Annotated in this window: 18 protein-coding genes; 11 read left to right on the forward strand and 7 right to left on the reverse strand. The window is 55.4% G+C overall.

The annotated features are described in order from the left end of the window. Nucleotides 1-24 precede the first annotated feature (24 nt). From Q3Y58_RS07075 to Q3Y58_RS07090, 4 genes are all read left to right on the forward strand, one after another. A complete protein-coding gene (locus Q3Y58_RS07075) occupies nucleotides 25-660 on the forward strand; it encodes a hypothetical protein (protein ID WP_319621685.1) in 636 nt (211 codons plus the stop codon). Nucleotides 661-1,229: 569 nt separating this feature from the next. Next, nucleotides 1,230-3,800 carry a phosphoenolpyruvate--protein phosphotransferase gene (gene ptsP / locus Q3Y58_RS07080; RefSeq protein ID WP_319621686.1) on the forward strand — a complete coding sequence of 857 codons (2,571 nt, stop codon included), beginning with the start codon at nucleotides 1,230-1,232 and terminating at the stop codon, nucleotides 3,798-3,800. Between the two features lie 103 nt (nucleotides 3,801-3,903). Continuing rightward, nucleotides 3,904-5,619 carry a PTS glucose transporter subunit IIBC gene (gene ptsG, locus Q3Y58_RS07085; protein WP_319621687.1) on the forward strand — a complete coding sequence of 572 codons (1,716 nt, stop codon included), beginning with the start codon at nucleotides 3,904-3,906 and terminating at the stop codon, nucleotides 5,617-5,619. A 291-nt stretch (nucleotides 5,620-5,910) separates the two neighbouring features. Next, nucleotides 5,911-6,531 (forward strand): 2OG-Fe(II) oxygenase, encoded by a 621-nt coding sequence (locus Q3Y58_RS07090; protein WP_319621688.1) that lies wholly within the window; start codon nucleotides 5,911-5,913, stop codon nucleotides 6,529-6,531. An 11-nt stretch (nucleotides 6,532-6,542) separates the two neighbouring features. Here Q3Y58_RS07090 and Q3Y58_RS07095 read toward each other — a convergent pair whose 3' ends face one another. From Q3Y58_RS07095 to Q3Y58_RS07110, 4 genes are all read right to left on the reverse strand, one after another. Continuing rightward, nucleotides 6,543-7,655 carry an ABC transporter ATP-binding protein gene (locus Q3Y58_RS07095; protein WP_319621689.1) on the reverse strand — a complete coding sequence of 371 codons (1,113 nt, stop codon included), beginning with the start codon at nucleotides 7,653-7,655 and terminating at the stop codon, nucleotides 6,543-6,545. 17 nt (nucleotides 7,656-7,672) lie between these two features. Then, a complete protein-coding gene (locus tag Q3Y58_RS07100) occupies nucleotides 7,673-8,560 on the reverse strand; it encodes a carbohydrate ABC transporter permease (protein ID WP_274219108.1) in 888 nt (295 codons plus the stop codon). Further along, a complete protein-coding gene (locus Q3Y58_RS07105) occupies nucleotides 8,553-9,464 on the reverse strand; it encodes a carbohydrate ABC transporter permease (RefSeq protein ID WP_319621690.1) in 912 nt (303 codons plus the stop codon). The genes Q3Y58_RS07100 and Q3Y58_RS07105 overlap by 8 nt, the downstream gene beginning before the upstream one ends. 74 nt (nucleotides 9,465-9,538) lie before the next feature. Continuing rightward, nucleotides 9,539-10,810: an ABC transporter substrate-binding protein gene (locus tag Q3Y58_RS07110; protein WP_319621691.1), complete on the reverse strand. Its 1,272-nt coding sequence runs from the start codon at nucleotides 10,808-10,810 to the stop codon at nucleotides 9,539-9,541. Between the two features lie 202 nt (nucleotides 10,811-11,012). On the opposite strand from Q3Y58_RS07110, the gene Q3Y58_RS07115 reads away from it, so the two are divergent. The 4 genes from Q3Y58_RS07115 (at nucleotide 11,013) to Q3Y58_RS07130 (ending at nucleotide 14,872) form a co-directional block, all read left to right on the forward strand. After that, nucleotides 11,013-11,735, forward strand: coding sequence for a response regulator (locus tag Q3Y58_RS07115; protein ID WP_274219111.1), 723 nt, complete (start codon nucleotides 11,013-11,015; stop codon nucleotides 11,733-11,735). 36 nt (nucleotides 11,736-11,771) lie between these two features. Next, on the forward strand, nucleotides 11,772-13,202 hold the full coding sequence (locus Q3Y58_RS07120) for a sensor histidine kinase (protein ID WP_319621693.1): 1,431 nt from the start codon (nucleotides 11,772-11,774) through the stop codon (nucleotides 13,200-13,202). Continuing rightward, complete coding sequence (locus Q3Y58_RS07125; RefSeq protein ID WP_319621694.1) at nucleotides 13,203-13,754, forward strand: metallophosphoesterase; 552 nt, start codon at nucleotides 13,203-13,205, stop codon at nucleotides 13,752-13,754. It begins immediately after the preceding gene. A gap of 224 nt (nucleotides 13,755-13,978) precedes the next feature. Beyond that, a complete protein-coding gene (locus Q3Y58_RS07130) occupies nucleotides 13,979-14,872 on the forward strand; it encodes a DMT family transporter (RefSeq protein WP_274219114.1) in 894 nt (297 codons plus the stop codon). A 115-nt stretch (nucleotides 14,873-14,987) separates the two neighbouring features. Here Q3Y58_RS07130 and Q3Y58_RS07135 read toward each other — a convergent pair whose 3' ends face one another. From Q3Y58_RS07135 to Q3Y58_RS07145, 3 genes are all read right to left on the reverse strand, one after another. After that, nucleotides 14,988-15,935 carry a flagellin N-terminal helical domain-containing protein gene (locus Q3Y58_RS07135; RefSeq protein ID WP_319621695.1) on the reverse strand — a complete coding sequence of 316 codons (948 nt, stop codon included), beginning with the start codon at nucleotides 15,933-15,935 and terminating at the stop codon, nucleotides 14,988-14,990. Between the two features lie 505 nt (nucleotides 15,936-16,440). Beyond that, nucleotides 16,441-18,105 (reverse strand): tetratricopeptide repeat-containing sulfotransferase family protein, encoded by a 1,665-nt coding sequence (locus Q3Y58_RS07140; RefSeq protein ID WP_319621696.1) that lies wholly within the window; start codon nucleotides 18,103-18,105, stop codon nucleotides 16,441-16,443. A gap of 237 nt (nucleotides 18,106-18,342) precedes the next feature. After that, on the reverse strand, nucleotides 18,343-19,410 hold the full coding sequence (locus Q3Y58_RS07145) for a flagellin N-terminal helical domain-containing protein (protein ID WP_319621697.1): 1,068 nt from the start codon (nucleotides 19,408-19,410) through the stop codon (nucleotides 18,343-18,345). A 677-nt stretch (nucleotides 19,411-20,087) separates the two neighbouring features. On the opposite strand from Q3Y58_RS07145, the gene Q3Y58_RS07150 reads away from it, so the two are divergent. The 3 genes from Q3Y58_RS07150 (at nucleotide 20,088) to Q3Y58_RS07160 (ending at nucleotide 22,040) form a co-directional block, all read left to right on the forward strand. After that, on the forward strand, nucleotides 20,088-21,059 hold the full coding sequence (locus Q3Y58_RS07150; RefSeq protein WP_319621698.1) for a ChaN family lipoprotein: 972 nt from the start codon (nucleotides 20,088-20,090) through the stop codon (nucleotides 21,057-21,059). A 106-nt stretch (nucleotides 21,060-21,165) separates the two neighbouring features. Then, nucleotides 21,166-21,531 carry a hypothetical protein gene (locus tag Q3Y58_RS07155; RefSeq protein WP_319621699.1) on the forward strand — a complete coding sequence of 122 codons (366 nt, stop codon included), beginning with the start codon at nucleotides 21,166-21,168 and terminating at the stop codon, nucleotides 21,529-21,531. Between the two features lie 50 nt (nucleotides 21,532-21,581). Beyond that, a complete protein-coding gene (locus tag Q3Y58_RS07160) occupies nucleotides 21,582-22,040 on the forward strand; it encodes a DUF411 domain-containing protein (protein ID WP_319621700.1) in 459 nt (152 codons plus the stop codon). Nucleotides 22,041-22,193: the final 153 nt, after the last annotated feature.

Here is a 22,193-nt window from a genome sequence, read left to right on the forward strand (position 1 = left end):
CCCTACAACCGTGGAGTGATAACCATGCGAATAAACAGCTTGAAAACAAAGCTCATGCTAACAGCCACTGCGCTAACCCTGACTGCACTGGCCGCGGGCCCTGCAGCCGCGCAACAACGCCCCAACTATCCGTGGCAAGCGAATGTTCCCTATGCCCTGCAGGCCAATCAGTCTCGGCATCACATCATTCCATGGCAGGAACTCATCAGCTATGGCGTGGGTGAATACGTAACGCTTGCGGAAGTTCAAGGTTTTTTGGACACCTATAATCTCATTGGTCAGGCAAACATCGGCAGTTTTGCCAATACCAACGACCTGGCTGCCGCCTATGTCGATGAAGATAATGGAGACCATAACGAAGCCAATGAAGTGATGTTCTCCTTGTTCGCGTGGATGCAAGGCAACTTGGTGGTTGGCCCCAACAATGCCAATCGCCCGCACGGCGATCCAGGAGATGCTTTTGATCAGCGCGCCTATGACTGCAAGATGCACTATGCCGACGCCGGTGTGCGGAACCAGTTCCAGAACTTGCAAGCTCGATGGAACGGAACGCCAAACCAAGAGCGCGTGGTTTTCGATACGCTTTCACAAGACGCCATGGCTCCCATTGCCACCGCAACTGATCAAGCTGCGCCCCCGGCTCCCGCCTGCGCGTGGTAAGCAAGGGCAAAGCCAAGCCAGAGGAGCGCGGGATCGGCCGTGCTCCGTTTTATCTTCGCCTCGTCTGCGATGTTCGCTAATGTCATTTTTTGGAGGCAATGGCGCGATAGACTTGCTGAAGTGTCCATTTCGGGCTGGTTTCGAATCCTGTTCTCTCATCTTCATGGCCCACTAACCGGATCTGCTTTATCTTTTTGACCATGAACGGCCAGTGTGATGTATTAGGCTGTTGTTACTGTGATGCTCGGTACGCGGATGCCCCAAGCACGGCCAAGGAAGCAATGAAGAAGTAAAGCTGGTCGTTGTTTGGAAATAAAAATGCGCCTATTGAAGAATGATAAAGAATATATGGCGCGCTTAACATAACTTTCACAAATGACACAAAACAGAAACGAAGGTTTCCGTTTGTAACAAAACGTAACAACGCGTAACAATCGGCAAAATGCGTATTGTTGTGCGCCCCCCTCGTACCGATCATCTCCCCAACTAGTAGTGAGACCCGTTCTAAATTCGGAAGCATAACCGGGCCTCCATAATCTAGGCACTACCTAGAAACCGGGAGAAAAACGGTGAGGGACCAAACCAACACATTTTCAATTCTGCTGCCAATGAAAGGCCTGGTTCAGCCGATTACTGAGCTGCCTGACCCGGTGTTTGCAGAAAAGATGATGGGTGATGGTGTCGCGATTGATCCGCTTGACACCGTGCTCTACGCCCCCTTCGCAGGCAAGATCACACAGATCCACCCATCTCATCACGCTGTAACCATCCAACAGGGTGATGTTGAACTTCTCATGCACATCGGTCTGGATACCGTGGCGCTGAAGGGCCGAGGCTTCGAGCTCAAGGCACAGGAAGGCGACAGTGTTCAGGCTGGCCAGCCACTCATTCAGTTCGATGCTGATGTCATCGCTCGCGAATGTGTCTCCGTACAGTCCGCGATCGTCATAACCAGCGGTCAGGAGATCAACATCGCGGTGCCTTATAACAGCGCGCAGACCGATCTGTCTCAGCCGCTGTTTACCGTTGCAAGCGGCAACGATCCGGCCGATGCGCCAGCGCCGTCAACACGCCCTTCTGCGTCAACCGATGCACCAGCAAAGCCAAGCGGGCCGAAGGCGACCGGCGCCGTGCAGATACCGAATGCAACCGGCCTGCATGCGCGTCCGGCGGCCCGTCTGGCTGTTGTTGCGCGTGAGGCTGACGCTGATGTGACCCTGACCGTCAACGGCAACAGCTGCAGCGGCGCCAGTGTTACCGGCATCATGTCCTTGAAGACCAAGCTTGGGGACACGCTGGAAATCGAGGCGGTGGGTGCAGGTGCTGAAAAGGCAGTTGCCGACATCGTAGCCGCGGTGAAAAGTGGCTTGGGCGAAGAAATCTCCGAGATTCCAACCGCTCCAAAGGCAGAAGTGGTCAAGGAAACCCCTCTTCTTCAGGTCAAATCTGGCGAAGAAGGCGTTCTGCTTGGTTTCACAGCATCTCCCGGCCGTGCCATCGGCAAGCTGGTGAAGCACAGCAAGGCCCTTCCAGAAGTAACCCGCGAAAGCATGGGTGCGGCTGAAGAACGTGCGGCCTTCAAGGCCTCCGTCAAAGCAAGCATGGAAGACCTGCAGAACGTGATTGCGCGGTTGAATGCAAACGGCCAGGAAGAGCTGGCTGAGGTGTTTAACGCCCACATTCAGCTACTGGCAGATCCGGAACTCTCTGAAAAGCCACTGGCAGACATTGCCTCTGGTCAGAGCGCTGCATGGAGCTGGAAGCTGGCCTATGAAGCGCAGGCTGAGACGCTTGCCAAGATGGACGATCCTCTGTTGGCTGGCCGTGCAACCGACGTTCGTGACGTTGGCCTGCGTGTCCTGAAGAAGCTGATGGGTGTTGATGAAGGCAATGAAATTCTTGAGGAAGGCACCGTCCTTTTGCAGGAAGACATCACCCCTTCAGAAATTGTGGCGCTTGACCTGACCAAGATCGTGGGCCTGTGCACCACTCATGGCGGTGCGTCCTCCCACGCAGCCATCATCGCACGCTCCAACAACCTGCCGTACTTGGTCAATGTTGAAGAAGACATGATGGATCTGGAAGACGGCACAGTGCTGCTTCTGGACGCCAAGCGCGGCAAGGTGAAGGTTGCCCCTTCTGATGAAGAACAGGCAGCGTTCAACCAGAAGATCGCGGATGCAGTAAAGCTGGCTGAAGAGTACCAGCGTGACGCTCACAAGCCTGCGGTGACAACAGACGGCGTACGCATCGAGATTGCGGCCAATATCGGCAGTCTTGAAGACGCGGAAAAAGCTGTTGCGGCCGGGGCCGAAGGTGTTGGCCTGCTGCGCTCCGAGTTCCTCTATCTGGAGCGCCTGACCGAGCCGACTGAAGAAGAGCAGGCTGAAAAGGTTGGCAGCATTCTGGAAGTGATGGGCAAGGACCGTCCTGTCATCATTCGTACGCTGGATGTGGGCGGTGACAAGCCTCTGCCTTACCTGCCAATGCCACAGGAGGAAAACCCGTTCCTTGGTGTGCGCGGCATCCGCATCGGCATTGAGCGTCCCAGCATCCTGCGCCGTCAGGTACGCGCCATCCTGTCTCAGGCGAACAAGGGGCATGCACGCATCATGTTCCCAATGATCGCAGCACTGGACGAGCTGGTGGCTGTGAAGGCCTTGGTGCGAGAAGAACAAGCCAATCTGGGCATCGAGAACGTGGAAATCGGCATCATGATCGAAGTGCCGTCCGCAGCCCTGATGGCAGACAAACTGGCAGAAGAAGTTGACTTCTTCTCCATCGGCACAAACGACCTCACACAATACGTCATGGCGATTGACCGTGGCCACCCTGGTCTGGCTTCCCGCGCGGATGCCCTGCACCCGGCTGTGCTGCGCATGATCGACATGACCGTGAAGGCTGCTGACAAGGCAGGCAAATGGGTCGGCGTCTGCGGTGGCCTGGCAAGTCAGGTCGAAGCAGTATCCGTTCTTATCGGCCTTGGCGTGAAAGAACTTTCCGTTTCAGTGCCAGCCCTTCCTGAGGTCAAACACAAGGTTCGCTCAGTATCCATGGAGGAATCCAAGAAGCTTGCTGAGGCAGCTCTTGATTGCGCGGATACGAGTGATGTTAAGGAGCTCCTAAAGTCACAAAAGTGATTGCGGAGTATTCGTGGGAGCAAGTCGTTCCACTTGGAATTACTTGTAATTTATCAGAGGGATCGGCGCCAACAACGCGCCATCCATCTCTGGGGGACAAAAAATGAGCATTTTTGCAAACAGCTTTGGAGCCTTGCAGAAGGTTGGTAAGTCCTTGATGCTGCCAGTATCAGTTCTTCCAGCTGCAGGTATCCTTCTTGGGGTTGGTGCTGCTGACCTATTCTTCATTCCGGACATCGTGAACCACCTGATGGAACAGGCCGGTGGCTCGATCTTCGGCAACCTGCCGATCATCTTTGCCGTTGCCGTGGCGCTCGGCTTCACCAATAACGACGGTGTTGCTGGTCTTGCTGCTGTGGTTGGCTACGGTGTTCTGCTTGCGACCATGGGTGTGATCGCAGCCGAAATCGGCGTTGAAACCAAGCAAATCATGGGCATTCAGTCCATCGACACAGGTGTGTTCGGTGGCATCCTGATCGGCGGCGTGGCCGCGTCCATGTTCAACAGGTTCTACCGCATCAAGTTGCCCGATTATCTCGGCTTCTTTGCTGGCAAGCGCTTTGTTCCCATTATTACCGCGTTCTCTGCAATCGCTCTTGGTGTGGTTCTGGCATTCATCTGGCCTCCAATTGGCGGCGCAATCAATGCGTTCTCCAACTGGGCTGCCAACGAGAACCCGGAAACCGCTTTCTTCATCTATGGTATCGTAGAGCGTTCTCTGATCCCATTCGGTCTGCACCACATCTGGAACGTGCCATTCTTCTTTGAAGCTGGTTCCTACGTTGATCCGGCAACCGGTCAGACTGTAACCGGTGAAATCCAGCGCTACCTGGCTGGCGATCCAACCGCTGGTAACATGGCTGGTGGCTACCTGTTCAAGATGTGGGGTCTGCCTGCAGCAGCTCTTGCGATCTGGCACTGCGCGAAGCCTGAAAACCGCACCATGGTTGGCGGTATCATGATCTCCGCAGCTCTGACTTCCTTCCTGACCGGTATTACAGAGCCAATCGAGTTCGCATTCCTGTTTGTTGCTCCACTGCTGTACGTTGTACACGCTCTGATGGCTGGTATCGGCTACGCGCTGATGATCATCCTCGGCATCAAGCACGGCATGACCTTCTCTCACGGCTTCATCGACTACGTCCTGCTGTATCCGCTGTCCACTCAGGGCTGGATGCTGGTCGTCTTCGGTCTGGGCTATGCAGCGCTGTACTATGTGGTGTTCCGCGTGCTCATCACCACCTTCAACCTGAAGACCCCTGGTCGTGAAGACGCGATTGAAGGCGCAGCTGCTGGCGTACCTGGCAGCGAAGACGAAATGTCTGCCGCTCTGGTCAAGGCCTTTGGCGGTGCAGACAACATCACGAACCTTGACGCCTGTATCACCCGCTTGCGCATCAGCACAGCGGACGTGTCCAAGGTGGATGATGAAGCTCTGAAAAAGCTCGGCGCACGTGGTGTGGTCCGTGTAGGTAACGGCGCTCAGGCGATCTTCGGTACTGCCTCCGAAAACCTGAAAACCGACATGGAAATCTACCTGCGCAACATGGGTAGCCAAGCCGCAGACGCTCCAGTTCCAGCAAGTGTCTTCGATGCAGACAGCATCCTGTCACAGCTGGGCGGCAAGGCGAACCTCGTTGCAGCCGAGCCTGTTGCTCACACCCGTGTTCGTGTCGAAGTACGCGACATTGCCAAGGTCTCCGTCGGCGAACTGTCGAAGGCTGGCGTCCAGGTAATGCAGGCGGGTGACAAAGCACTGCACCTCGTTGTTGGTGATAGCCATGACAAGCTCGCCAATGACCTGACTGCTCTGATCTAATCAGAGCCTCCCGAAGGGCGTCGCTGGAGTTTCAAGCTCTCTCCCCTTTGTCTCCGGCGATGCCCATCGAGATTTAACCTCCCAGTCAGCCTCGAGATTAACGTCTCGGGGCTGATGGCGTTTCAGGCCGGGAAAACACCCTCAGCGCGGCCAACTGGAAGCGGTGCCCTTTAAAAACCAATCCCGGAATTTGTGCCGCCATAACTGCGAATTTTGGGCGGTTTTCGGGCGTGGTATATCTTGCAGCCTGTCAATACAGGGACATAAAGCGCCTCAGGGGGAAGCCAGAAAATGCTGAATTTTGACGCTCTTAGAGCCTCTAGTACACGCACGACTCCCTACCGCTATCTTGTGGGTGAAGGGGTTCTGACGAAAGAGCAGGCCGCGGATATTCGCCGCGACTATCCCGATATCAACGAGCCGGGCTATCTCCCCCTTTCCAAGCTTGAAGCTTCCGGTGCTTTCAAGCAGTTGATAGAGGATCTGCGCAAGCCTGAACTGGCAGACATCCTCTCGGAAAAGCTGGATCTGGACCTGAAGGACAAGCCCCGGATGATCACGGTACGCCGCCTTTCAAAGCATGGCGACGGTCGCATTCATCGAGATTCAAAGTCGAAAATCTGCACCATGCTGATCTACCTAAACGAAGATTGGGAGGATGCGCAGGGCGGAGCAATCCGTGCGCTCAACAACGAGCGTGACATGGAGGATTATGTTGAGGAAGTATCGCCGCTTGCCGGCAATGTGTTTGCGTTCAAACGCGCGGACAACAGCTGGCACGGTCACCCCTCCTACAAGGGCGAGCGGTATGTGGTGCAAACCACCTTTCTGATTTCTCAGGCAGAGCTGGACCGCAAGGAGCAGCGCGGCGGTTTTCAGACCAAACTGAAGCGGCTGTTGCGGATTGCTTAGCCGAGCTCAAATCAGGCGATCAGGTCGCGCGTGTCAGGGTCAAACAGGCAGATGCGGGAGGTGTCAACGGCCAGCTCGATCATTTCTCCGGGCTGCGGTGCAAGCATGGGCGAAACACGGGCCTTGGCGGCCTGCCCGGCCAGTTCGATAACGCAGAGCGTGTCTGCGCCGGTGGGTTCCAGCAGCTCGACGTCGCAGCTTATGATCGGTTGAGTGGCGGCGGCCCAAGAGGCGTGCAGGATCATCTCCGGCCGGATGCCGATGACCACAGGCTGGCCAATGCGTCCCTTCAACCGCTCCGGATTGGGCAGTGGGATGAAGTGTTTGACGATCTCTCCAACGCATTTGACCGGCAACACCACGCCAAGGTCGCCCGCCTGTTCGGCCACTTCCACACTCAGAAAATTCATGGCGGGCGCGCCCACAAACCCGGCGACATACATGTTGGCGGGCTGGTTGTAGATCTGCGCGGGGGTGCCGACCTGCTGAATGCGGCCGTCTTTGAGGATGGCAATGCGATCGGCCAGCGCCATGGCTTCGATCTGGTCGTGGGTGACATAGACCATGGTTGCCTTGAGCGACTGGTGGAGCTTTTTGATCTCCGTGCGCATTTCAACGCGCAGCTTGGCATCGAGGTTGGATAGGGGCTCGTCGAACAGGAAAATCCTGGGGCGGCGCACCAAAGCGCGGCCCATGGCGACCCGCTGGCGCTGTCCGCCGGAAAGCTGGGAGGGTTTGCGGTCCAGAAGATGCTCGATCTGGAGCATCTCCGCCACTTCCCTCACCGCTGCCTTGCGCTCTGCCTTGCCCACGCCGCGCATTTCCAAGCCGAAGCCGATGTTCTTTTCAACGGTCATGTTGGGATAGAGCGCATAGCTTTGAAACACCATGGCCGTATCGCGGTTTTTGGGGTGGATGTCGTTGACCACCTCCCCGCCGATGCGGATCAGGCCGGATGTGACGTGTTCAAGCCCGGCAATCATATTCAGCAACGTGGACTTTCCGCAGCCCGAGGAGCCGAGCAGCACGAGAAACTCGCCATCTTCCATGCTCAGGGAGATATCCTTGAGCACTTGCGTGTCACCAAAGGCCTTCGAGACTTGTTCGATGGATAGCGTCGCCATTTGTGTTCTTGTTGTCCCTAGCCCTTGACGGCCCCTGCGGTAAGGCCGCGTACAAAGTAGCGCCCCGCGATGATATAGACCAGCAATGTTGGACTTGCTGCGATGAGTGCTGCGGCCATGTCCACATTGTATTGTTTCACGCTGGTGGTGGTGTTGATGAGATTGTTCAGCGCAACAGTGACGGGTTGCGCACCGCCGCTGGTAAAGCTTGCACCGAGCAGGAACTCGTTCCAGATCTGGGTGAATTGCCAAATGATGGCGACCACTACAATGGGTTGAGACAGCGGCAACATGATGCGCCAGAAGATGCGAAAGAACCCGGCACCGTCAATGGTGGCCGCTTTCACCAGATCATCTGGGATGGTCACGTAAAAGTTGCGGAAGAACAGGGTTGTGAAGCTGATGCCGTAAATGGTGTGCACCAGGATCAGGCCGCTGATAGAATTGGCGATACCCAAAAATCCCAAGGTCTGCGCCATGGGCAGAATGACGATCTGCAACGGGATAAAGCAGCCGAACAGCATCAACGAGAAGATGGCGTTGGCGCCTTTGAAACGAAACTTGGAAAGCGCAAAGCCGCTGAGCGCGCCAAGCACCGTGGAGATGATCACCGCCGGAATGGACATGAGCAGCGAGTTCAGGAAATACGGCTTGAGCCCTTCACAGCGCACGCCGATACAGGCCTCGGACCAAGCGGCCTGCCATGCGGCGAAGTTCAGCTCGTGCGGAAGATCGAGCAGCGCACCGGCCCGTATCTCTGCCAGATCCTTGAGTGATGTGGCCAGCACAACATAAAGCGGGGCCAGATAGACCAGTGCTGCAAACAGCAGCAACGACCAGATGAAAAGGCGGCCAAACAAACGGCGCTTTCCGGTTGCTCCGGGCAGTCGTTCTGCTCTAGCCATGCCGCTTCCCTCTCAGTTCCGAATAGAGGTAGGGCACCATGATTGCCGCCACGGTGAGCAGCATCATCACGGCGGAGGCGGCACCGAGACCGATCTGGTTCCGGCGAAAGGTCATCTCGTACATGAAGTTTGCTGGCAGCGTAGAGGCATAGCCCGGCCCCCCGCCCGTCAGCGCCACCACCAGGTCAAAGCTCTTGATGGCCAGATGCGCAAGGATCACGAAAGCCGAAAGAAACACGGGCCGCAGCGAGGGCAGCAAAATGCCGAGATAAATGCGGGTCGTGCTGGCACCATCCAGATACGCCGCTTTGATGATCTCCTGATCCACCGAGCGCAATGCCGACAGAAACAGCGCCATGACGAAGCCGGAGGCCTGCCAGACGGCGGCAATCACAACCACATAGATCGCCATGTCCTTGTCAACGATCCAGTCAAACCGAAAGCTCTCCCATCCAAGGCCGCGAATGTAGCTCTCAATGCCGAGAGACGGGTTCAGCATCCACTTCCAGGCCGTGCCAGTGACGATGAAGCTTACCGCCATGGGGTAGAGGTAGATTGTCCGCAGCGTTCCTTCCACCCGGATGCGTTGGTCCAGCAGAACGGCCAGAAGACACCCGATGACAATGGAAAGGGAGATATAAAAACCGCCGAAGATCAGCAGGTTGTTAAAGGCCACATCCCACCGGTCCATGGCGAACAGGCGCAGGTACTGGCGAAAGCCCTCCAGCTCATAGCTGGGCAGCATGCGCGAGTTGGTAAAGGAGATGTAGCCCGTCCAGATGATGAAACCATAGACGAAGAACAAAATGAGCAAGAACGACGGTGCCACCACCAATTGGGGTAGAACAGTTGAGAGTCTGTCGAGCACAGACGGACGCTTGTTCCCGGCGGGCCGGTCGGACATAGGTTCTCTCTCTGGATAGGGCATGAGCAGAGCTTGATTATGGCTTATCCCTGCCCGCGTATCCCAGCGTTGGGTCAGCGTGCAAGCATTACTGTTTCTGCTAGCAAGTTGACAGCCTCTTGAGAAGACATATCCGTGTTGAAATGTTCAGTGATCACATCAAGAAAGGCGCCGCGCACCGCCCCGTCCTGCACAATTTCATGGGCAAGGGAGTTGACGAGCGCGTCACTCTCTTCTGCGCTGGCCAAGGCCTCCATGGATTGCAGGGCGCAAGGGTCAAACCCTTCCGAGCTTACACCCTTTCGGGCCGGGATGGAGCCCTTGAGAAGATTGAAGGCCCGCTGCAGCTCCTCATCAAGTACCAGTGAGGCCATCAGTTTCTGCCCTTCGGCAACATCCTCGCCGGGCACGCGGAACATGGCAAAACTGTCGGAGTTCAAAATGAAGCCGTTGTTGGAAGGCGTCGGCGTGCAGATGAAGTCTTCGCCGGGAACCTCGCCTGCTGCCAGAAACTCCGCTTTCGCCCAGTCCCCCATGATCTGCATGGCCGCTTCGCCGCGCATCACCATGGCGGTGGCCAAATTCCATTCGCGGCCCGGAAAGCCCGGGTCCACGTAGGTGCTGAGTTTGCGCATCTGGTCAAACACCTTGACCATGGTGTCAGAACGCAGTGCGTCCTCGTTCAGCTCTTCCAACGCGTCCTTGTAAAAGTCCGCCCCGCCGATGCCGAGCACAACCACTTCGAACAAGGTCGCATCCTGCCAAGGCTGTCCACCATGGGCGAGCGGAATAAAGCCCGCCGCCTTCAGCTTCTCCGCGGTTGCGTTGAATTCTTCCCAAGTTCTCGGCGGCTCGGCGTTTACTCGCGCCAGCACCTCAGGATTGGACCAGATCCAGTCCACGCGATGAATGTTGATCGGCACGGCAACGTAACTGCCCTCATACTTGACCACGCGCTTCAAGACTTCCGGGATCAAGGCGTCCCAGTTTCCCGCTTCAGCTTCGTCATCCAGTGTTTTCAGCGTGCCTGCCGCCGCCCATTCATGGATGTTCTGGCCCTTGATCTGCACGGTTGAAGGGGGATCACCTGACAGCACACGGGCGCGCAAAACCGCTGCTTGCGCGTCTCCGCCGCCACCGGCAACGGGTGCGTCAATCCAGCGCCCGCCATTGGCCTCAAAAGCTTCCTTTAGCACCTTGACGGCTTCCGCCTCTCCGCCGGACGTCCAGTAGTGAAGCACCTCGGAGGTTGGCTGGGCACGTGCCGTGGTGGGGCTTGCCAAAGAGGCGCACAAGGGTGCAAGTGCGAGCACGAGTTTGGCACCCCTAAGAAGCGATTGGACCATGGTTTTCCTCCCAGATTAAAGCTCTAAGAGATTCGACGTTGTTTGGTAATCTAGCTACAAGTACGTAGAGATCGCGCATTTGCGCAAAATTAGTCGTGTGAGGTGTCGCAAAGGGCAGCGTATACACTCGCACTAGAGACAAGTTTTGCTATATAAATCAAGTGTTGGGCTCCCCTGAGCTGTAAAACAGGCACCCCCGGGTATGATGACCTCAAACAAGACACTTCTCATAGTTGATGATGATGAAGAAATCGCAAGCCTGACGGCGGAGTTTCTTCAAGATCGTGGCTACACCGTTTTGACCGCCAATTCTGCGGAGGAAGCTCATGGTGTGCTGGAAGCCAATGAAGTGGACCTGATGGTTCTCGACATCATGCTGCCGGGTGAAAGCGGCCTGGCCCTGTGCCAGCGGGTGCGCAAAAGCTCAAAGTTGCCAATCATCATCATCTCTGCGATCACTGGCGATACGGAGCGGATTGTGGGGCTAGAACTTGGGGCCGACGACTACTTGGAAAAGCCGTTCAATCCCCGCGAGCTGCAGGCCCGCATCTTCGCCATTTTCCGCAGGACGGAAGACCCGAACGCCCCCAAGGCTGTGCCCAAGGTGAAGCGCTACGAATTCAGCGGCTGGGTGTTGGATGAGGCCACGCGCCATCTCAAGGCACCTGACGGGGTGCTGGTGCACCTCAGTTCATCCGAGTTTGATGCCCTGCTGACGCTGGTCAAGTCGCCGCAAAAGCCGGTCTCCCGTGATGCACTGGGCAAGGTGCTGCGCGGCGCGGCGGTTGAGAGCCATGATCGCAGCATCGACATTCTCATTAGTCGCCTGCGCAAGAAGCTGGCGCAAACGGAACCCGGCAAGGATTTCATCAGCACTGTGCGCCATCAGGGCTATCTGTTTTCCCAGCCCGTGCAGCAGGTATAACAAAACAGGCGAAAGCGCCGCAGAAAGACCTCAACCTTGTTTGAACTCTCACTGGACCTGATGCCGAAGAAACTGGAGCAGCGGCTGGCCGGTTTGCTGATCGCAACCGCCATCGCCATCTGTTTTGTCATCGGCATGGCCGTGAATGCGTTCAACCAACGGGAGATTGCACTGGCAGCCTCGTTTCAGGTGGGTTCCGAGCTGGGTCAATACCTTGAAAACCTTGAGCGGGGCCGCCCCCTGCCCGCACCCTTTGCTACCGAAAAATTGCAGATAACTGCCGGGGATGTTGCAATCAGCCCGGCAAACAGCCGTCAACTGCCTGTGGTGATGGCCAGAGGCGATCGAACGCTCAAACTGTTCGTTCTGTTTGACGATGAACCGCGCCGACCCGACCTTATCAGCGCCCACTATGATCTGAACCAGTACCCGGCGCGGCAGCTCGGCGATTTCGTGCGCGCCATCTCCCGGCAGGACTTGCGAGCCGTGCTCTATCTGCCCGCTCTGGATGGCACATCTGCCGGACGGTTGATCACCGCGCCCCTCGTCTGGAAAGACCGGATGACGGAGCCGGTGGTGGTCATTCTGTCTTGCCTCGCTGTCATTCTGGTGCTTGTGGTTGGGCGCATGCTCGCCCATTACGTGGCCGTGCCGTTTCGTGCGCTGGCGGAAGACGACCGGGCGGACCTGAAACCCTGGGACACGGAAGAAGCCGTGGTCTTGCAGGACAAGATCTTGCTGCAACAGGACGCCCGTGCCGAGATGCTTTCCGAGCAGACCCGTATGCTGGCCTCCATCAGCCATGACCTTCGCACACCGGCCACGCGCCTGCGCTTGAGGTTGGAGCAGATCGACTCCGCAGCGCTGCGCAATCGCATGCTGCATGATGTGGAGGAAATGACCCAGCTGATTACCGCATCTCTGGACTTTTTGCGCTTTGATGTGCGCATGGAAGAGCCCCAACAACTCTCGCTCGGGGCGCTTTTGCAATCCTTGTGTGATGACTACACAGATACCGGGAGCCGGGTCGCCTTTATCCCCGAGCGGCAAGCTCGGGCCGATCAGGCCCACAGCATTTTTGGCGGCGGCGGCGAGGTGCAGCTTGCGGTGGAAGGCCGGGCCGTGATGAACGGACGCCCAACGGCCCTGCGCCGGGCGTTTACCAACCTCATTGACAACGCTCTGAAGTATGGCGGCGCGGCAACCGTGCGCCTGCAAAGCCATATGCATGACAAGCTCACCATCATTGTCAGCGATCCGGGCCCCGGCATACCATCACATCTGCATGAGCGCGTGTTTGAACCGTTTTTCCGCAACGACAGCAATGAGCGCACTCGTTCTTCCAGCGTTGGCCTTGGCCTGTCCATTGTCCATCAGGTTGTAAAGGCGCATGGCGGCGCCATCTTTCTGGGTGAAACAGATGAAGGCCAGTTTTGCATCACCGTTGAACTGCCCCGCGAAGCATAAATGACAAGGCTGCCCATGTACTTCTTCAGTTCCGACCATCACTTCGGGCATGAGCGCATCATCGAGTTGTGTAACCGCCCCTTCAAGGACCGCGCGCACCAGACAGAGCAACTAATAAAGCGTTGGAACGCTGCGGTTGGGCCGGACGATCATGTATTCGTGTTGGGCGACTTCGCACACCGGGCAACCGAAGGGGAAGCGCGCGCCGCTTTTGACGCTCTCAATGGCACCAAGAGCCTTGTTGTTGGCAACCACGACGGAGACGCCGTGAAGGCACTGCCGTGGCAATCTCACGACCCCAAGGCACCCGAGCTGGCGGTTACCGAGATGCTGCGCTTTTCTCATGAGGCGCAGGAATACTTCATGTGCCACTACGCTTGGCGCACCTGGCCCAATGACAACAAGGGCACAATTCACCTGTTCGGCCATTCACATGGTGCGCTGCCTGACCTTGGCCGTTCCTGCGATGTGGGGGTGGATCGATGGGACTTCACGCCTGTCAGTACCCACCAGCTCATGGCCCGGTTTCAGTCCGTCCCTCCCCACGCCTGACACCGCAAGAGCTTACAGTATCCCCATCGGACAGTGCGCAAAGGCGCGTTTTTCTCCGCTACACCGCCCCTTTATTTGCCTGATCAGGTTGCGCCTTGCAAAGACGCACCGTGTCGGTTATGCGTTTAACCTTCACGTTTACTGCGACCCGACAATTTCCCGCCGGGTACTATCATTCCCCCTCTGCCCGCCCTATTCTGGGCTTTTCGTAAATGGATGTGCCCATGGCGCTCGTTCTTCCCACCCGTGTGCTCGGCATCAGCTGTGCCATAGCGGCAACCTTCATCTTCTCCCTTCAAGACGCCATCACCAAACAATTGGTGGAGACCCACTCGGTCTGGTTCATCTTGATGGTGCGTTTCTGGGTGCATCTTGTGGTGGCGGTTCTGTGGGCCGCCTCCACGACCAAGGGCCTTAAAGCAACTGTTCGAACCGGGAACATGAAGCTTCAGCTCATGCGCGGTGTGCTGCTCTTTGCAGAAATCGCGTTGATCACCATATCCTTCAGCCTGTTGGGGCTTGCGGAAGTGACCGCCGTGATGATGGCGCATCCGCTGATCGCCACAGCGCTTGCGGCGCTTTTCCTTGGAGAAACAGTGGGTTGGCGCCGTGTTTCGGCCCTGTGCGTTGGGCTGATCGGGCTGTTGATCATCGTGCAGCCGGGCGGTGAAATCTGGGGGCCGGCGGCTCTGGTGGTGCTCGCTGCTGCGTTCAGTTTCGCGACCTATCAGCTCTTCACCCGAATGGCGAGCGCTTATGATGGCGCGGTCACACACTTCTTTTACGTGGGCGCTGTGGGAGCCGTGCTGAGCACCTACATGGGCGTGCAACACCTTCCCGCACTGGCGGACATCGAATGGCTCTTGCTGGGTGCCATTTGCATCTCCAGCATTTGTGGGCATTTCAGCCTTATGAAAGCGCTGTCTCTCACCCTTGCCAGTGACATTCAGCCCTTTGCCTATTTGCAGCTGGTTTGGGCCATTCCCGTGGGTTTCATCGTTTTTGGCGACCTGCCAACCGGCGCGACCGTTTTCGGTGCGGCCCTCATTGTGGGGGCTGGGTTGTTCTCCCTCATGCGTCAGCGCAAACTTCAAGAAGCCCGCAGCGAGAGCAAGTAGCGCGCGAAGAAACGCCAGTCAGGCACCAATCGGGCACCCGACAACAAAAAACGGCCGCCTCCTTTCGGAGACGGCCGCATTAAGGCAACCGGGTTCAGTCGGCCTGCCTGTCCGATTAACGGAACAGAGACAGGATGTTCTGAGAACCGGAGTTTGCGATGGACAGAGCCTGAATGCCGAGCTGCTGCTGGGTCTGAAGAGCCTGCAGGCGGGTGGATTCAGCGTTCATGTCTGCATCAACCAGCTGGCCGATACCACGGTCAACAGCGTCAGACAGGTTCTTGGTGAACTCAACCTGCATGTCAACACGCTTCTTTGCGGAACCAAGAGCAGTCGCGGAATCAGTCATGGACGACAGGACACTGTCTACAGATGCAATCAGCTCATTAAGAGTGGTTGTGTCTGCAGCATCGTTGCTAAGACCGCTGATGTCAAAGGTGTGCACAGAAGTGCCCGCACCACCAATGTTGGTCAGGTCTGTCAGACCAACCAACTCTTTGTCCAAAAGACCGGCTGGCGTACCACCGGCAGGGTCAAACAGCTTGGTTGCGTTCTTATCAACGGAGATGGATTGCAGAGTTACCGCGCCTGCACTGTTACGGGTAAAGCCACCGGTGATAGAAGCCGTAGCATTGTAGTCAGCTGCATTAGAATCAACGGAAAGCCAGTTTTCGCCGTTGAACACGGCTGAGTCAGCAATCGTCTTCAACTGACCCTGAAGTTCCTTGATGTCAGACTGGATCTTGGCCTTGTCTGCACCGTCATCAGTGGCAGTTACAAGCTTAGCCTTGATTTCGCTCACAACGTCAACTGCGGAGTCCATAGCCGTAAAGGCAACGTCAACGGTTGCAGCGCCAAGACCCAGAGCATCCTGAACAGCAGACAAGGCTTCGTTGTCAGAACGCATGGTGGTTGCGATGGACCAGTAAGCAGCGTTGTCAGAAGCGTCAGCAACGCGCATGCCGGTGGAGATGCGGTTCTGAGTGTCAGCCAGGTCGTTGTTGATACCACGCAGAGTGGTAAGTGCGACCATAGCGGAGGTGTTCGTCAGAAGAGAAGACATAGTGTTTCGTCCCATAAAGAAGAGAAATCGGGACATTCCGGCCTAACTGCCGGTGGCAACGGGTTAAGAGCATCATGCACTGCTAGGTTGTGTAGCAGCCCGTTACGCAACCAATGTCGCCTACCAAACCTTGCGCGAGGCTTAACAAAACCCCTCAAGGTTGCATTTATTGAAAGATCGGCTGGCGAGGTTGTAGCCGCAGGCGCGTTCCGCCGCTGCCTAGCAATGATATATAGGTTATTGGAATTAAACGGTAATATCGATCGCCGCATCCAAGGATTGCATTACTAATCATCACTGCAATTTAAGAGGGAATTTTTCGATCCGTGTTGTGGATCAAGGCGTGCCCTAAGGCACAAAACGCGGCTATTTCAGGTTGCATTGTCTGAATCAGTGCGAATCTGGTTGCAAGAGCAGTGCTGCCCGCGCTTGCCTCATCCTATAAAAACAAAACACCGGCCTACATGAAGAGGTCGGTGCTGTATTGCCGCGGTGGAATCGGGGATTAAAGGCCTAGGAGTGGTGCCAGAGCAGTGTTTTCATATCTGCGCCATGGCTCCAAGCTGCTCCGGTATAATTTCTGCCGTACCTGACTTGACGACGCCGTAACAGCTTCGCGTTCGTTCCTGTGAAAATCGACAACTCCTTCTTCCCAGTCTAAATCTAGGTATTCGAGTAGTCTACGAGCTTCTGGCTCGATGTTTTCGACCACATTCTCATAGTCAATGTGTAGAATTCGGCCCGGAAAACGCGTCTCCCAAAATTCCATCATTTGTTCATATTGAGCGCGATGCCAGTTTAGATCGTCAATAGAGCTACCGTAGGGAACATTGTTACTAAAAAATATCTTTAAAATGGATAGGTTGCTTGCCCGGGCGTCGCGTCGAACATGAATGATTTTTGCATTCGGCAGACTGGTCAGAATAAAGCCGATATGACGCCAGTTTTCGAGGTTTTTGTCCGTAAACCTCTCCTTGAATTCAAAGCCCCGCTTCACCAAACTGAGGTATTGTGCCCCTAAAGCAGCTCTCTCAGTTGCACTGGTTTTAGCATATTCTTCATAGAACGGCAGAACCCCCATGTCAGTAGTGAGTCTTGGCAGGTGTAGCAACTCACCCGCTCCCTCAACGCGGGAATGCATATCCAGAATTTGCTCAATCATCGTCGAGCCGGATCGAGGCATGCCGACAATGAAAATTGGAGCACATGATTGCACGCTGCCCTGAGCGTTTAACGAGAACTCGCGAGTAAATGTTGTTTTTATGGCGTTCAAACTGCGCTCAGTGGCTTCTCTCGAATAGAGATGCAACTTTCGATGGTTCTCATTGCCAGCAAGGTAGTATTCAGCTGAGCGTTGGTAGTCGCCTGCTGCATCGTAGACATTCGCCAATCCGAACAACAGTAGGGTGCGTAAACCGTCGTTGTGAGGGTAGTCATTCAGGGCCGACTGCGCGGCGTATAGTATGGGATCGTCCAGCGCGACCTTCTTCAGCAGTGCAAGGCCATAGAAGGCGCCGGGCATTAACTCCTTGCGCAACAGGTCTCGATAGATTTGCTCGGCACTCTCAAGATCGCCAAGTTGGCGTAGAAAATCCGCGTAGGCGAGTTTATATGTCTTGTTTCTTGGATCCAGTTCCATTGCTTTGGATAGGGCCGCGGCTGCGTTTTTGATCCGCTGGCTATCCTGATAGCTTTTAGCCAACTTTACCCAGGACAAGTGGTTATCTGGTTGAAGCTTGATTGCTTGAAGACACACTTGTTGGGCCTCTTCATGCCAGACGCATTTGGTGTAAACGTCAATAAGCAGGTTGTGGTATCTCAAATCAGCTTGATGTTGAACGAAACCTTTTTTCGCAAGTTCAAGAGCACGCGCGCGCGGACCACACTCGCTTAGTGCTGCGCACAACAATTTCAATACATCGAAATGTTCGGGGAGCGCGCTATACAGAGCCTCAAGAATTGGCACGGCTGCAGCAAACTGCCGAAGACTCATTAGGTTCAGAGCTTTCAGAAAATGCAGATCTCCGTTTTCTGGATTTTCTTTTAGAAGAGCATCTGCCTGTTTTAGAGAAGTTTCATAGGAGCCTTCGCGATGCAGGATCAACATGTTCTGTATGGCGTTGACCAAGTCCATATCGGTTTTACTGGACTGTGCTGCATCTTTGCTCATTCTAGATCTCCTGTTAGCTCATAACTCGATGACGATATCAGGAAAAGCTGGCGCGGGGATTGCCACTCATTGAAAAGCAAGAGTCCAACCCCATGCGAAATCCTCTCGCTTCTGCTTCGAGCGAGAGGCGCCTATTGATGATCAGTGGAACCATCATCGCTGCAAAGAAAAACGGCCACCTCCGTAAAAGAGATGGCCGCTCGAAGTCCACCAGTTTCAGGTGTCCAGTCTTTCCGATTAACGGAACAGAGACAGGATGTTCTGAGAACCGGAGTTTGCGATGGACAGAGCCTGAATACCGAGCTGCTGCTGGGTCTGAAGAGCCTGCAGGCGGGTAGATTCAGCGTTCATGTCTGCGTCGACCAGCTGGCCAACACCACGATCAACAGCGTCAGACAGGTTCTTCACGAACTCAGTTTGCATGTCGATACGGGACTTAGCTGAACCCAGAGAAGTTGCAGAGTCGGTCATGGTCTGCAACTTGGCGTCGACAACCTGAATGACAGCTTCAAGGATAGCTTTGTCATTGTCGGAACCGGTCAAATTGGAGATGTCCAAGTTGAGGAAAGACAGTTCACCACCCGCTGCTGCAGGGGTTGCAGTGCCTGTCAGGTTGGTAAAGTCTGCGGTGCCGCCCACGGCTGCATCGGCTAGTGCCTTAATGCCTGTGGCTGCGGTCATCATCATGTCACCGGTCAGGATACCGGAGTTTACAGATGCGGTAGCTTCAGAGGAGTCAGTTACAGCGTTGTAGTCAAACAGGATGACGTTGGACGTGTCAATAGCAATGTTCTGTAGAGAAGCGTTACCGTTGTTGTCACGGGTGAAGCCACCAACAACATCACGGTTTGGGTTGTCTACCGGAGGTGTAGTTGCGATGTTGGCAGTGGTGGTGTCCTGAGCGAGCCAGTTTTCGCCGTTGAAAGTTGCAGACTTTGCAATGGTTTCCAGCTGAGACTGCAGCTCGCTGATGTCTGACTGGATCTTGGACTTGTCAACGCCGTCCTTTGTTGCGGCTACAAGCTTGGACTTGATCTGGTCAACAACGTCAACAGCAGAGTCCATAGCTGTAAAGGCTACGTCGACGGTAGCAGCGCCGAGGCCGAGAGCATCTTCAACAGCAGACAAGGCGTTGTTATCAGAGCGCATGGTGGTTGCGATGGACCAGTAAGCAGCGTTGTCAGAAGCGTCAGACACGCGCATGCCGGTGGAGATGCGGTTCTGAGTGTCAGCCAGGTCGTTGTTGATGTTGCGAAGGGTGGACAGTGCCACCATTGCGGAGGTGTTCGTCAGAAGAGAAGACATTGATTTCAGTCCCTAGAAAAAGTTCATTTGGGACATGCCGGGATCTAACCGGCCCACGAAAGAATGCATCATGCAATGCGGCAAAGCACAGGTTCGGCAGTTCAGTAGGAGCCGGGGGCCGCATTCCGTGGAACGCCTTCAAGGTGAAGACACCCCTCATCGATGTAAAGCCAAAGAACTATCTTTCATCATAAAGCGCAATATGTGCGCCTAATGCGGTGGATACTTTCAAATAAAATCTACAAAACTAAATCACAGGTAGTTATGTAGAGAATAAGTACAACCTATAATATTCATTATCATGTAATACGAGTAATAAGACTCAATAGAAAGAATTTTATATAAATTGTTGCACTATAAATACTATAAATAGCATAAAATATGCAATTCAATCAAAGGTTGCGTTTTGCTGAGATAATCCCGCAGTCCAGGCGATTGGGGGCGGCACCCTTGAACATTGTTCTTGCCGCGCTCTAAAGGATGCCCACTTTGTTAAAGAGTAATAACGGCCAAATAACTTGAGTAATGAACTCATGTATTATAGAGAGGGGATATCCAGCCAGACGGCCCATCATGTTGGTGTCCTTGTCCCGCCACTTCATCCGAAAACAGAAAAACTCCATGACGTTATGATGAGCCAGCTCTAACGTCATGTGGCCAGTGCATTGGAGAGAGAGATGAAGCGCTTTGCTGCCCTTGCAATGACTTTCATTTTAAACATCGCGGCTTTTGCAGGTGAGGCTCTGCCGGGTGCGGAAGAGCTTCTGCTCAACTCCCACCCTCTTGCCGAAACAATCTGGGATGTTGCTGCAGGGGAACAAATTTCCCGTGAAGAGTTGATGTCCCGCGTCCTTTCCAAGGACCACGTGCTTCTCGGAGAGCGCCACGACAGCCCGCGTCACCATCGCATTCAGGCCGAGGTGATGGCGGCATTGGGAGAAGCCGGCAGTCGCCGGACAGTGGTGTTCGAAATGGCGGAACCTGAGCACCGCGAGGACTTGGCTGCGGCGGAAAAGGCCACCGTTGATGAGCTGGGCACGGCGCTCCGCTGGAGTGAGCGCGGTTGGCCCGACTGGGCAATCTATCAGGTCATTGCGGAAGTCGCCCTCACCTACGACTTTGACATGGTGCCGGGTGGTCCGTCCCGAGATCTGCTTAAAGCGGTTGGCCAAGGCTCTGATCTTCCAAAGGAAATGGCAGATGAACTGCGCTGGCAGCAAGACTACCGGCCGGACCAGCTTCAGAGTTTGGAGCAAGAACTGGAGGATGCGCATTGCGGCATCTTGGGGCGTGAGAGCGTTGCGCCGCTTGTTCCCATGCAGCGGCTGAAGGATGCCTCCATGGGCATGTTGATGCGCCGCGCCGTTGATGACGGCCAGGGGTCTGTTCTGATCGCAGGAAATGGTCACATTCGTCTTGACCGCGGGGTTCCCTACTATCTGGATGACACCAGCAGCCGCATGGCGATTGCGCCGGTGGAGGTTCAGCGCGATCTCGAATATTCGCAGGATTACGCCAGTTTCGACCCGAAGGTTTACGACTACATCTGGTTCACGGGACGGGTGGACGAGGTTGACCCCTGCGTGAAATTCAAGGATCAACTTGAGCGGATGAAGCAGAGCCACGGCACCGCCACGACATCTGAGTAAAGCTGCGCAGGTGCTGTTCCGGCCTTCTCAAGGCAGTGCTTGACTATGACGAAAATTTAATAGTTCCTTGTTTGAACTGGCAAAATCTTCTTGATAGTGTTGGCGCATGCTCCGATTTCTCGTCGCCTTGCTCATACTTCTGTTCCCGCTGACGCACAGCTTTGCTGGCGGCTTCATGGCATCTGGCGGCATGCCTGCACCGGCAACGCAACATGCCGCCGCCCAGTCTGTGGAAGGGCATGAGCTGGGCAGCAAGAGCCAACACAGTGGCCCCATGAGCGCGATGGAATGTTGCGACCACGGGCAAGAAAACGGCAGTTCGCCCATGGGCGACTGCATGGCGTTTTGCAGCTTTATCCCCGCCGCCGCAGGGCTGAGCTTCCAGATTGGGACGCCCGTATTTGCGCGCGTTGCCCAGCCAGAACTTGCGAGCTACAGCCGTTTTTTCCTGCTGCGCCCTCCGATTGCCTGAGTTTCAGACCCTCTAACACCCTGAAACCTATTGGTAATCGAGATAGATACATGACAATTAAAGTTTCTGCCGCAGCTCTGGCTGTCGGCCTCTTCATCCTGCCTGCCTCCCACGCGGTTGCTCAGTCCCTTGGTGAAGTCCACATGCATAAATCCCCCTATTGCGGGTGCTGCACAGATTGGGCGGATGCGCTGAGCGCAGCTGGCTACACTGTAAAAACCACCAGTGTGGAGAACCTCGACCCGATCAAGCAGCAGGCGGGGATACCGGATGACCTGATGAGCTGCCACACGGCAACTCTCAACGGGTATGTGCTTGAGGGCCATGTGCCGCTGGAGGCGATCGCCAAGCTGCTCGAAGAAAAGCCCGAGATCCGTGGGCTGTCCGTTCCCGGCATGCCACTGGGCTCTCTTGGCATGGGCGAGCCTGATGCTGAAACGCGCTACACCGTTTACGCCTACGGCGGCAAGGCCAAGGTGCCAACACCTTATTTAGAGGTCGGTAAGTAACCTTTCCCTGAGTTTGCGTTGAAGATGCGTCGGTTTGAATGAAACCGGCGCATTTTGCATCAGTTTCTGAAGATGCGGCTCAAGCGCAGACACGAGACTGAAAAAGAGGTGTGCGCGGCAACAATCTTGACCACACATTTCTGTGGCTCCCGA

This window comes from Nesiotobacter zosterae (assembly GCF_033843645.1).
GTDB classification, from domain to species: Bacteria; Pseudomonadota; Alphaproteobacteria; order Rhizobiales; family Stappiaceae; genus Pseudovibrio; species Pseudovibrio zosterae.

Bases quoted from the DNA above. Each gene is read 5' to 3' on its own strand.
- Q3Y58_RS07075 (WP_319621685.1), top strand. From the start codon at position 25: ATGCGAATAAACAGCTTGAAAACAAAGCTCATGCTAACAGCCACTGCG.
- Q3Y58_RS07150 (WP_319621698.1), top strand. From the start codon at position 20,088: ATGAAGCGCTTTGCTGCCCTTGCAATGACTTTCATTTTAAACATCGCG.
- Q3Y58_RS07160 (WP_319621700.1), top strand. From the start codon at position 21,582: ATGACAATTAAAGTTTCTGCCGCAGCTCTGGCTGTCGGCCTCTTCATC.
- Q3Y58_RS07110 (WP_319621691.1), bottom strand. From the start codon at position 10,810: ATGGTCCAATCGCTTCTTAGGGGTGCCAAACTCGTGCTCGCACTTGCA.
- Q3Y58_RS07135 (WP_319621695.1), bottom strand. From the start codon at position 15,935: ATGTCTTCTCTTCTGACGAACACCTCCGCTATGGTCGCACTTACCACT.
- Q3Y58_RS07115 (WP_274219111.1), top strand. From the start codon at position 11,013: ATGATGACCTCAAACAAGACACTTCTCATAGTTGATGATGATGAAGAA.
- Q3Y58_RS07105 (WP_319621690.1), bottom strand. From the start codon at position 9,464: ATGTCCGACCGGCCCGCCGGGAACAAGCGTCCGTCTGTGCTCGACAGA.
- Q3Y58_RS07140 (WP_319621696.1), bottom strand. From the start codon at position 18,105: ATGAGCAAAGATGCAGCACAGTCCAGTAAAACCGATATGGACTTGGTC.
- Q3Y58_RS07100 (WP_274219108.1), bottom strand. From the start codon at position 8,560: ATGGCTAGAGCAGAACGACTGCCCGGAGCAACCGGAAAGCGCCGTTTG.
- Q3Y58_RS07125 (WP_319621694.1), top strand. From the start codon at position 13,203: ATGACAAGGCTGCCCATGTACTTCTTCAGTTCCGACCATCACTTCGGG.
- Q3Y58_RS07130 (WP_274219114.1), top strand. From the start codon at position 13,979: ATGGCGCTCGTTCTTCCCACCCGTGTGCTCGGCATCAGCTGTGCCATA.
- Q3Y58_RS07090 (WP_319621688.1), top strand. From the start codon at position 5,911: ATGCTGAATTTTGACGCTCTTAGAGCCTCTAGTACACGCACGACTCCC.
- ptsG (WP_319621687.1), top strand. From the start codon at position 3,904: ATGAGCATTTTTGCAAACAGCTTTGGAGCCTTGCAGAAGGTTGGTAAG.
- Q3Y58_RS07095 (WP_319621689.1), bottom strand. From the start codon at position 7,655: ATGGCGACGCTATCCATCGAACAAGTCTCGAAGGCCTTTGGTGACACG.
- Q3Y58_RS07145 (WP_319621697.1), bottom strand. From the start codon at position 19,410: ATGTCTTCTCTTCTGACGAACACCTCCGCAATGGTGGCACTGTCCACC.
- Q3Y58_RS07155 (WP_319621699.1), top strand. From the start codon at position 21,166: ATGCTCCGATTTCTCGTCGCCTTGCTCATACTTCTGTTCCCGCTGACG.